The sequence below is a fragment of the Streptococcus sp. genome (genome assembly GCF_030528045.1).
Classification (GTDB): domain Bacteria; phylum Bacillota; class Bacilli; order Lactobacillales; family Streptococcaceae; genus Streptococcus.
Genome location: NZ_JAUMZR010000026.1, coordinates 19399 through 28922 on the forward strand (window position 1 = coordinate 19399; position 9524 = coordinate 28922).

12 protein-coding genes are annotated in these 9524 nt (G+C 42.3%); 9 read left to right on the plus strand and 3 right to left on the minus strand.

The features are described 5' to 3' along the window. Positions 1-32: 32 nt before the first annotated feature. Positions 33-968, plus strand: coding sequence for a 4-hydroxy-tetrahydrodipicolinate synthase (gene dapA, locus Q4A91_RS06285; RefSeq protein ID WP_000121601.1), 936 nt, complete (start codon positions 33-35; stop codon positions 966-968). Positions 969-1014: 46 nt separating this feature from the next. On the opposite strand, the gene mnmE is transcribed toward dapA, so the two are convergent. Next, positions 1015-2388, minus strand: coding sequence for a tRNA uridine-5-carboxymethylaminomethyl(34) synthesis GTPase MnmE (gene mnmE / locus Q4A91_RS06290; RefSeq protein WP_303210793.1), 1374 nt, complete (start codon positions 2386-2388; stop codon positions 1015-1017). 135 nt (positions 2389-2523) lie between these two features. Continuing rightward, the gene (locus Q4A91_RS06295) at positions 2524-2706 is read right to left on the minus strand and encodes a 4-oxalocrotonate tautomerase (protein WP_001117401.1); all 183 of its coding nucleotides are present in this window, start codon (positions 2704-2706) and stop codon (positions 2524-2526) included. Positions 2707-2829: 123 nt separating this feature from the next. Here Q4A91_RS06295 and Q4A91_RS06300 point away from each other — a divergent pair, with 123 nt between their 5' ends. From Q4A91_RS06300 to Q4A91_RS06335, 8 genes are read left to right on the plus strand one after another with little or no spacing between them, the layout of a single operon-like run. Further along, positions 2830-3420, plus strand: a complete 591-nt coding sequence (locus Q4A91_RS06300) for a thymidine kinase (protein WP_303211333.1) — start codon at positions 2830-2832, stop codon at positions 3418-3420. Beyond that, on the plus strand, positions 3417-4496 hold the full coding sequence (gene prfA, locus Q4A91_RS06305) for a peptide chain release factor 1 (protein ID WP_261275797.1): 1080 nt from the start codon (positions 3417-3419) through the stop codon (positions 4494-4496). The genes Q4A91_RS06300 and prfA overlap by 4 nt, the downstream gene beginning before the upstream one ends. Continuing rightward, complete coding sequence (prmC, locus tag Q4A91_RS06310; protein ID WP_303211335.1) at positions 4496-5332, plus strand: peptide chain release factor N(5)-glutamine methyltransferase; 837 nt, start codon at positions 4496-4498, stop codon at positions 5330-5332. The genes prfA and prmC overlap by 1 nt, the downstream gene beginning before the upstream one ends. Beyond that, a complete protein-coding gene (locus tag Q4A91_RS06315; RefSeq protein WP_303211337.1) occupies positions 5316-5918 on the plus strand; it encodes an L-threonylcarbamoyladenylate synthase in 603 nt (200 codons plus the stop codon). The genes prmC and Q4A91_RS06315 overlap by 17 nt, the downstream gene beginning before the upstream one ends. Before the next feature lies 1 nt (position 5919). Beyond that, positions 5920-6351 carry a GNAT family N-acetyltransferase gene (locus Q4A91_RS06320; RefSeq protein ID WP_303211339.1) on the plus strand — a complete coding sequence of 144 codons (432 nt, stop codon included), beginning with the start codon at positions 5920-5922 and terminating at the stop codon, positions 6349-6351. Between the two features lie 49 nt (positions 6352-6400). Continuing rightward, on the plus strand, positions 6401-7657 hold the full coding sequence (gene glyA, locus Q4A91_RS06325; RefSeq protein ID WP_033629805.1) for a serine hydroxymethyltransferase: 1257 nt from the start codon (positions 6401-6403) through the stop codon (positions 7655-7657). 7 nt (positions 7658-7664) lie between these two features. Then, positions 7665-8639 carry a nucleoid-associated protein gene (locus Q4A91_RS06330; RefSeq protein WP_303211340.1) on the plus strand — a complete coding sequence of 325 codons (975 nt, stop codon included), beginning with the start codon at positions 7665-7667 and terminating at the stop codon, positions 8637-8639. Then, on the plus strand, positions 8639-9241 hold the full coding sequence (locus Q4A91_RS06335) for a lysozyme family protein (protein ID WP_004240129.1): 603 nt from the start codon (positions 8639-8641) through the stop codon (positions 9239-9241). Before Q4A91_RS06330 ends, Q4A91_RS06335 begins: the two co-directional genes overlap by 1 nt. Before the next feature lie 38 nt (positions 9242-9279). Here the strand turns inward: Q4A91_RS06335 and Q4A91_RS06340 are convergent. Continuing rightward, a partial coding sequence (locus tag Q4A91_RS06340) for a transposase (protein WP_303211342.1) occupies positions 9280-9524 on the minus strand: 245 nt, incomplete at its 5' end.

Genomic DNA, 9524 nt, shown 5'->3' on the forward strand with positions numbered 1-9524 from the left:
AACTCCTTCTTTGAAATAGAGAGGTGTTTCTCATGTCTTATCAAGATTTAAAAGAGTGTAAAATCATCACGGCTTTTATTACCCCTTTCCATGAGGATGGTTCCATCAACTTTGATGCTATTCCAGCCTTGATCGAGCATTTATTGGCCCATCATACAGATGGCATTCTTCTAGCTGGAACGACTGCTGAGAGTCCAACCTTGACCCACGATGAGGAGTTGGAACTTTTTGCGGCTGTACAAAAGATTGTTAATGGACGCGTTCCTTTGATTGCGGGTGTAGGTACCAATGATACGCGTGACTCAATCGAGTTTGTCAAAGAAGTCGCAGACTTTGGCGGTTTCGCTGCTGGGCTTGCAATCGTACCTTACTACAACAAACCTTCACAAGAAGGCATGTATCAGCACTTTAAAGCGATTGCAGATGCTTCTGACTTACCTATTATCATCTATAACATTCCAGGGCGTGTAGTTGTCGAATTGACTCCAGAAACCATGCTTCGTTTGGCTGACCATCCAAATATCATTGGTGTCAAAGAATGTACCAGCTTGGCTAATATGGCTTACTTGATTGAACACAAGCCAGAAGAATTCTTGATTTATACAGGTGAAGATGGAGATGCCTTCCATGCCATGAACCTTGGTGCGGATGGGGTTATTTCTGTTGCCTCCCATACAAATGGAGATGAGATGCACGAGATGCTCACTGCCATTGCAGAAAGCGATATGAAGAAAGCGGCAGCTATTCAACGTAAATTCATTCCTAAGGTCAACGCCCTCTTCTCTTATCCAAGTCCTGCTCCGGTTAAGGCTGTTTTGAACTATATGGGATTTGAAGCTGGACCAACTCGATTACCTCTAGTTCCAGCACCAGAAGAAGATGCTAAACGCATCATCAAGGTTGTCGTAGATGGTGACTACGAAGCAACTAAGGCAACCGTAACAGGTGTCCTTAGACCAGATTACTAATAAAGACAATAAAATCCATGACCGAATGAACGATCATGGATTTTTCTTATTTTCCTAAACAGAATTGGCTAAAGAGTTGGGTAATGAGTTCATCAGGTGCGGCATCACCTGTGATTTCTCCGAGGATTTCCCAAGTACGAGTCAAGTCAACCTGTAGCAAATCAACTGGCATCCCCAGTTCAAGACCTTCATTAACAGCTTGTAAGCTTTCAACGGCCTTTTCAATCAAGGAAATATGACGAGCGTTAGACAAGTAAGTAGCATCTTGCTCAACCAAACCAGCATTTTCAAAGAAGAGGTTGTTAATGCGTTCTTCAATCTTATCAATGTTTTGATTTTTAAGAACTGAAATACGGATGATATCTTCTGGTAGTTCAGAAGTTTCAATCGCTTCTGGCAGGTCAGTTTTGTTAAGCAGAATAATGCGATTAGTATCTTGGCTGATTTCTAAGAGTTGGCGTTCTTGGGCGGTCAGTGGTTCACTGGCATTTAATACTAGCAGTACCAAGTCAGCTTCCTTGAGGGCTTTTCTCGAACGCTCAACACCGATCTGCTCCACGATATCATCTGTTTCTCGAATACCAGCTGTATCAATCAATTTGAGAGGAACCCCGTTAATGTTGACGTATTCTTCGATAACATCTCGTGTCGTACCAGCGATGTCTGTTACGATGGCCTTATCTTCACGCAGGAGATTGTTGAGAAGACTGGATTTCCCAACGTTGGGACGGCCAATGATAGCTGTTGAAATTCCTTCGCGAAGGATCTTACCGCGACGAGCTGTTCTAAGGAGATTGGTTAGCAATTGTTCAAACTCCATAGTCTTCTCTCGGACAACAGTAGTAGTAGCTTCCTCAACATCATCATACTCAGGATAGTCGATATTGACCTCTACTTGGGCAAGCGTATTGAGGATTTCTTGGCGAGTATTATTGATAAGATCAGAAAGAGAACCGTCCAATTGTTTGACTGCAATATTCATAGCCTTGTCTGTCTTGGCGCGGATGATGTCCATCACCGCCTCAGCCTGTGTCAAATCTACACGACCGTTTAGAAAGGCGCGCTTGGTAAATTCACCAGGTTCAGCCAATCGAGCTCCTTCACGGATAGCTAACTGGAGAATCTCATTGGTCACCGCAATCCCACCGTGGGTGTTAATCTCAATAATATCCTCACGAGTGAAGGTTTTTGGAGACTTCATAGCCCCAACCATAACCTCATCCATGACCTCCCCTGTCTGAGGGTCAACGATGTGTCCGTAGTTGAGGGTATGGCTAGCAACCTGACTCAAGTCTTTTCCTTTAAAAATCTTTTGCGCAATAGCAAAACTTTCTGTTCCGCTCAGGCGGACAATACCGATAGCTCCTTCGCCTAGTGGAGTAGAGATAGCAGCGATGGTATCAAATTCACGTGTAATCATAATGTTTCCTTTAATTAATTGCTCTTTTCCTAGAATATTCCAAGTCTCTTTTCAAATTGTAACAAATTTAGATTATTTCTTCAATGGATGCTACTTGGAGATTGAAAAAGCCTAAGCAATTCTGCTTAAGCTAGCTTATTTGGTGCGCATTTCCCCTTGTGGGAAATAAGTTCCTTCTGGCATGTCGTTGATGATGACATGGACAGCAGATTGAGGTGCTCCAGTGTTGCGGACAACAGCTTCCGTTACTTCCTTAGCAAGAGCTTTCTTTTGCTCGAGCGTGCGTCCTTCAAATAAATCGATGCGTACAAATGGCATAATAGCTTCCTCCACTAGTTTTTGATTTCTTCTATTTTACCACATTTTGCCGTTTAAAGCTTAAGAAAATTATGATATACTAGAATGTAGCAAAAAATTAGAAATGGACGTGAAGCAAGAAGCATGGCACAGTTGTATTATCGTTATGGGACCATGAACTCAGGTAAGACCATTGAGATTCTCAAGGTGGCCTATAACTATGAGGAGCAAGGAAAAGGTGTTGTCATTATGACCTCGGCTCTGGATACGCGTGACGGTGTTGGCTATGTGTCGAGTCGAATCGGTATGAAACGCCCAGCCCTTGCGATTGAGGAGACGACGGATATCTTTGGCTATATCCGAGATTTAGCTGAAAAACCTTACTGTGTGTTGGTCGATGAAGCTCAGTTTCTCAAGCGTCACCATGTTTACGACCTGGCTCGTGTTGTTGATGAGCTAGACATACCCGTCATGGCTTTTGGTTTGAAGAATGACTTTCGCAATGAATTGTTCGAAGGTTCAAAATACCTCTTGCTCTTAGCAGACAAGATTGACGAAATCAAGACCATCTGTCAGTATTGTAAGAAAAAGGCGACCATGGTGTTGCGCACGCACGATGGTGTACCAGTCTATGATGGAGAACAAATTCAGATCGGTGGAAATGAAACCTATATCTCAGTCTGCCGTAAACATTATTTTGCCCCTGAAATCAATAAGGAGAATGAAGAAAAATGAACATCTATGATCAACTACAAGCTGTAGAAGACCGATATGAAGAATTAGGAGAATTGCTGAGTGACCCTGATGTTGTTTCAGACACCAAACGTTTCATGGAGCTTTCAAAAGAAGAGGCTTCAACTCGTGACACAGTAACAGCCTACCGTGAGTACAAACAAGTCCTTCAAAACATCGTCGATGCTGAAGAAATGATTAAGGAATCAGGTGGAGATGCGGACTTGGAAGAAATGGCCAAGCAAGAGCTCAAAGATGCCAAGGCTGAAAAAGAAGAGTATGAAGAAAAATTGAAAATTTTGCTCCTTCCAAAAGATCCTAATGACGACAAGAACATCATCCTTGAAATCCGTGGAGCGGCTGGTGGTGACGAAGCGGCACTTTTCGCCGGAGACCTTCTAACTATGTACCAAAAGTATGCGGAAGCACAAGGCTGGCGTTTTGAAGTCATGGAAGCTTCTATGAACGGTGTCGGTGGTTTCAAAGAAGTGGTTGCTATGGTTTCTGGTCAGTCTGTATACTCTAAACTCAAGTACGAATCAGGTGCCCACCGTGTTCAACGTGTCCCTGTGACAGAGAGCCAAGGGCGTGTACATACTTCGACAGCCACAGTGCTTGTCATGCCTGAAGTGGAAGAAGTAGAATACGATATTGATCCAAAAGACCTTCGTGTTGATATCTACCACGCATCAGGTGCTGGTGGACAGAACGTCAATAAGGTTGCGACTGCCGTGCGTATCGTTCACTTGCCAACTAATATCAAGGTTGAGATGCAGGAAGAACGTACCCAGCAGAAAAACCGTGATAAGGCCATGAAAATCATCCGTGCGCGCGTTGCTGACCATTTTGCTCAGATTGCTCAAGATGAACAAGACGCCGAGCGTAAGTCTACTATTGGTACTGGTGACCGTTCAGAACGGATCCGTACTTATAATTTCCCTCAAAACCGTGTCACAGACCACCGTATCGGCTTGACCCTCCAAAAACTAGATACGATTTTGTCTGGAAAATTGGATGAAGTTGTAGATGCCTTGGTGCTCTATGACCAAACACAAAAATTAGAAGAATTAAACAAATAATGAAATTAGCTCAATTATTTTCCGATTTTGAAGAAGAGTTGATAAGACAAGGAGAGGAATCAGAAAGCCTCTCTTTTGTCTATCGTAGCTTAAAAAATCTCTCTTTTACAGACTTTGCCTTTGCCCTCCAGCAAGAGGTAACAGAGGAAGAAACACAATTTGTAGAAGAAATTTACCAGCAGTTAGCGGCTCACAAACCAGCTCAGTATATCATCGGACAGGCAGATTTCTTTGGGGTGCAGTTAAAAGTAGATGAGCGAGTTTTGATTCCTCGTCCAGAGACAGAAGAGTTGGTGGAGCTCATCCTCACAGAAAATCCTGAGGAAAATCTTAAAATCCTAGATATCGGGACTGGAAGTGGCGCCATAGCCCTTGGATTAGCAAAAAACAGACCAGATTGGTCAGTGACAGCAGCAGATATTTCCCAAGCCGCCTTAGAGCTTGCATCAGAGAATGCTAGAAATCAAAATCTTAATATATTTTTTAAAAAATCGGATTGTTTTGCAGAAATTTCTGAAAAATATGATATAATTGTATCCAATCCACCCTATATCTCTCGTAAAGATGAGTCAGAGGTTGGTTTGAATGTTTTACATTCGGAGCCTCATCTAGCTCTCTTTGCAGATGAGGATGGCCTAGCTATTTATCGCAGAATTGCGGAAGATGCAAAAGACTATCTCGCAGATGGTGGTAAGATTTACCTTGAAATTGGATACAAGCAAGGTCAAAGTGTTCCTGCGCTTTTTAGGAAACATCTTCCTGAAAAACGAGTACGAACACTCAAGGACCAATTTGGTCAAGATAGGATGGTTGTAGTTGATGATGGACAGGATTAGACAAGAGTTGGAAAAGGGCGGGGCAGTCGTTTTACCTACCGAGACAGTTTATGGTCTCTTTGCTAAGGCCTTAGATGAAAAAGCTGTCGACCATGTTTACCAACTAAAACGTCGTCCTAGAGAAAAGGCGCTCAATCTTAATGTCGCTTCTCTAGAGGACATCTTGCACTTTTCAAAGAATCAGCCAATTTATCTACAAAAGCTTGTAGAGGCCTTTTTACCGGGTCCCTTGACCATTATCCTCGAAGCCAATGACCGAGTTCCCTATTGGGTCAACTCTGGTCTTGCAACTGTCGGATTTCGGATGCCGAGTCACCCCATTACACTTGATTTGATTCGAGAGACAGGTCCTTTGATTGGGCCGTCTGCCAATATTTCAGGTCAGGCAAGTGGAGTGACCTTTGCTCAAATTCTAGAGGATTTTGACCAAGAGGTTTTGGGGCTGGAGGACGACGCTTTTCTAACTGGACAGGATTCGACGATTTTGGATTTGTCTGGGGACAAGGTGAAAATCTTACGCCAAGGAGCAATTAAGCGAGAAGACATTCTTGCTCAGTTGTCAGAGATTTCTTTTGAGGAGGAATGAGATGCTAAGAGATTTGCAAGAAACAGATGTGAATGCTATATGTGAGATTAACCAAGAGGCTTTGGGTTATTCTTTTAGTCCAGAGGACACAGCTAGTCAACTAGCTAGACTGTCTCAGGATTCTCATCATTTCCTACTTGGCTATGAGGATGAGGTCAGCCATGTCTTACTTGGATATGTCCATGCTGAAGTTTATGAATCCCTCTATTCCAAAGCAGGATTTAATATCTTAGGCTTAGCGGTTTCACCTCAAGCACAAGGGCAAGGTATCGGTAAAAGCTTACTGCAATGGTTGGATCAAGAAGCAAAAAGACGGGGTTATGGGTTTATCCGCTTAAACTCTGCTGATCATCGTCTGGGAGCTCATGCATTTTATGAAAAAGTTGGTTATACTTGTGATAAAGTGCAGAAACGGTTTATTCGCATCTTTTAGTATATTTTCTTAAACTAAAGGACCAGTCACACTATAAAGGAGAAGACCTATGATTTTTGACAAAGACGATTTTAAAGCATACGATGCTGATCTATGGAATGCTATTGCCAAAGAAGAAGAACGCCAACAAAACAACATTGAGTTGATTGCTTCGGAAAACGTGGTTTCCAAGGCTGTTATGGCAGCTCAAGGGTCTATCTTGACAAACAAATATGCCGAGGGTTACCCAGGACGTCGTTATTATGGTGGAACTGATGTGGTAGACGTGGTGGAAACTCTAGCTATTGAACGTGCAAAAGAAATTTTCGGTGCTAAATTCGCCAATGTTCAACCTCACTCAGGAAGCCAAGCCAACTGTGCGGCTTACATGGCCTTGATTGAGCCTGGTGACACTGTAATGGGAATGGATTTGGCAGCAGGTGGGCACTTGACTCACGGAGCTCCAGTTAGCTTCTCTGGTCAAACCTACAACTTTGTTTCTTACAGTGTGGATCCTGAAACGGAACTTTTGGACTTTGATGCTATCTTGAAACAAGCCCAAGAAGTAAAACCAAAATTAATTGTAGCTGGTGCTTCAGCCTATTCTCAAATTATCGACTTCTCAAAATTCCGTGAAATCGCAGATGCTGTTGGGGCTAAGCTTATGGTCGATATGGCCCATATCGCTGGTTTGGTGGCAGCTGGACTTCATCCAAGCCCAGTACCATACGCTCATATCACTACAACAACGACCCACAAAACTCTTCGTGGACCTCGTGGTGGCTTGATCCTGACAAATGATGAGGACCTAGCTAAGAAAATCAACTCAGCTATTTTCCCTGGTATTCAAGGCGGTCCTTTGGAGCACGTTGTCGCTGCTAAGGCGGTTTCATTCAAAGAAGTTTTGGACCCAGCCTTCAAGGAATATGCTGCCAATGTTATCAAAAACAGCAAGGCTATGGTTGAAGTCTTCTTGCAAGACCCTGATTTCCGTATCATTTCTGGCGGTACTGAAAACCACCTATTCTTAGTGGATGTTACTAAGGTTGTTGAAAACGGAAAAGTGGCTCAAAACTTGCTGGATGAAGTTAATATTACCCTAAATAAAAATTCAATCCCTTACGAAACTTTGTCACCATTCAAGACAAGTGGAATTCGTATCGGAGCAGCAGCCATCACTGCACGCGGATTTGGTGAAGAAGAAAGCCGTAAAGTGGCTGAACTCATCATTAAAACCCTTAAGAATGCAGAAAATGAAGCTGTCTTAGAAGAAGTGAGAAGTGAAGTCAAAGCGTTGACAGATGCCTTCCCACTATACGAGGACTAATACTTTTATGGACATTTATATTAAGAAAGCTATTATCCATCAGTTCAGCCCAGATGATACCGAGCTGTTTCTTGCGGATAAATTTCTCAATATCACTCCAAAAATCGAGGAATACCTACGTAAAAAAATCGAACGTGTGTATTCAGATGAAGCCAAGACTGGGATTTTCGAAGAAGAAAATCCCTTCTTCAATCACATCACAGATGATTTGTTGGAGACATCAGTAACACTGGCTAATCTCTGGAAAGAGGAGTTTAGCATTTCTGAAAATCTCAAGACCAATGACTTGGTTTTTATTCAGTTTTCTAAAGAAGGCGTTGAACATTTCGCTTTCTTGCGAATTGCTCTACGTGAGACCTTGACCCACCTTGGTGGAGAAGTTGATAATCCAATCAAGCTAACTCAGAATAACCTTCCTGGATTTGGAACGGGAGCTGACGAGGCCTTGGTGGTTAATCTACAGAGTCGCAAGTACCACCTCATCGAAAAACGCATCAAGTACAATGGGACTTTTTTGAACTATTTTTCAGATAATCTCTTAAGCGTTGCCCCTAAGATTTCGCCAAAAAAATCCATCAAGGAACTGGAAAAAACGGCTCAGAGAATTGCTGAATCTTTTAACACAGATGATTTTCAATTTCAATCCAAGGTCAAATCAGCGATTTTCAACAATCTTGAAGAAAACAATGAGTTGTCTCCTGAGAAATTGGCTAATGATCTTTTTGACAACAATCTGACAGCTCGTTTAAGCTTTATTGACCAAGTCAAGGAAGCTGTACCAGAACCAGTCCAGTTCGATGAAATTGATGCCAGTCGTCAGCTCAAGAAATTTGAAAACCAAAAACTCTCCTTGTCAAATGGAATCGAGCTCATCGTTCCCAATAACGTCTATCAAGACGCAGAATCGGTCGAGTTTATCCAAAATGACAATGGAACCTATTCTATCTTAATCAAAAATATCGAGGATATTCAAAGTAAATAATGTTTAAATTTATAAGAAGAGTGCTTGTGCTAGCAGTCTTCCTTTTCGCAGGATACAAAGCTTATCATATCCATCAGGATGTTAAACAAGTCATGACCTACCAACCCATGGTTCGAGAAATCTTGAGCGAAAGAGATACTCCAGCCAATGAAGAGTTGGTGCTCGCTATGATTTATACCGAAACGAAGGGAAAAGAGCGGGATGTCATGCAGTCTAGTGAGTCTGCTAGTGGCGCTACCAATACTATCAAAGACGATGCTTCTAGTATTCGCCAAGGGGTTCAGACTCTAACCGATAACCTCTATTTGGCACAGAGCAAAGGAGTAGATGTCTGGACCGCCGTTCAAGCCTATAATTTTGGACCTGCCTATATCGACTTTATTGCTCAGAATGGTAAGGAAAATACTTTGGCCCTAGCCAAGCGTTACTCCCGAGAAACGGTCGCTCCTATCCTTGGCAATACCACTGGAAAGACCTATACCTATATCAACCCTATTTCTATTTTTCACGGAGCTGAACTCTATGAAAATGGTGGAAATTATTACTACTCGAGACAGGTTCGCTTTAATCTCTATATCATGAAATTCTTTAATTTCTTCTAAACATCGGCTCTATGTCAACTGTAGTGGGTGACCTATAACTAAGCACGAGAGGAGACGAAGTTCGTCTTCTCTTTTGTGGTATTCAAAGCGATATAGATACGCTGTTTAAAGTTTTCAAAGTTCCGATAGCCAAAAGCATTGCGCTTGATGTCTTTGATGAGTTTGTTTGTTGCTTCTAGTTTAGCGTTAGAATAAGGCAATTCAATGGCATTAGTGATATAGGTTTTATAGCGAATAAAGGTATGTAAAGCCGTTTTAAAGGTATGATTGAGAACAGGTAGCT

Coding starts and splice junctions, on each gene's coding strand:
- prfA (WP_261275797.1), top strand. CDS start 3,417: ATGAACATCTATGATCAACTACAAGCTGTAGAAGACCGATATGAAGAA.
- Q4A91_RS06315 (WP_303211337.1), top strand. CDS start 5,316: ATGATGGACAGGATTAGACAAGAGTTGGAAAAGGGCGGGGCAGTCGTT.
- Q4A91_RS06300 (WP_303211333.1), top strand. CDS start 2,830: ATGGCACAGTTGTATTATCGTTATGGGACCATGAACTCAGGTAAGACC.
- dapA (WP_000121601.1), top strand. CDS start 33: ATGTCTTATCAAGATTTAAAAGAGTGTAAAATCATCACGGCTTTTATT.
- Q4A91_RS06320 (WP_303211339.1), top strand. CDS start 5,920: ATGCTAAGAGATTTGCAAGAAACAGATGTGAATGCTATATGTGAGATT.
- Q4A91_RS06335 (WP_004240129.1), top strand. CDS start 8,639: ATGTTTAAATTTATAAGAAGAGTGCTTGTGCTAGCAGTCTTCCTTTTC.
- mnmE (WP_303210793.1), bottom strand. CDS start 2,388: ATGATTACACGTGAATTTGATACCATCGCTGCTATCTCTACTCCACTA.
- glyA (WP_033629805.1), top strand. CDS start 6,401: ATGATTTTTGACAAAGACGATTTTAAAGCATACGATGCTGATCTATGG.
- prmC (WP_303211335.1), top strand. CDS start 4,496: ATGAAATTAGCTCAATTATTTTCCGATTTTGAAGAAGAGTTGATAAGA.
- Q4A91_RS06295 (WP_001117401.1), bottom strand. CDS start 2,706: ATGCCATTTGTACGCATCGATTTATTTGAAGGACGCACGCTCGAGCAA.
- Q4A91_RS06330 (WP_303211340.1), top strand. CDS start 7,665: ATGGACATTTATATTAAGAAAGCTATTATCCATCAGTTCAGCCCAGAT.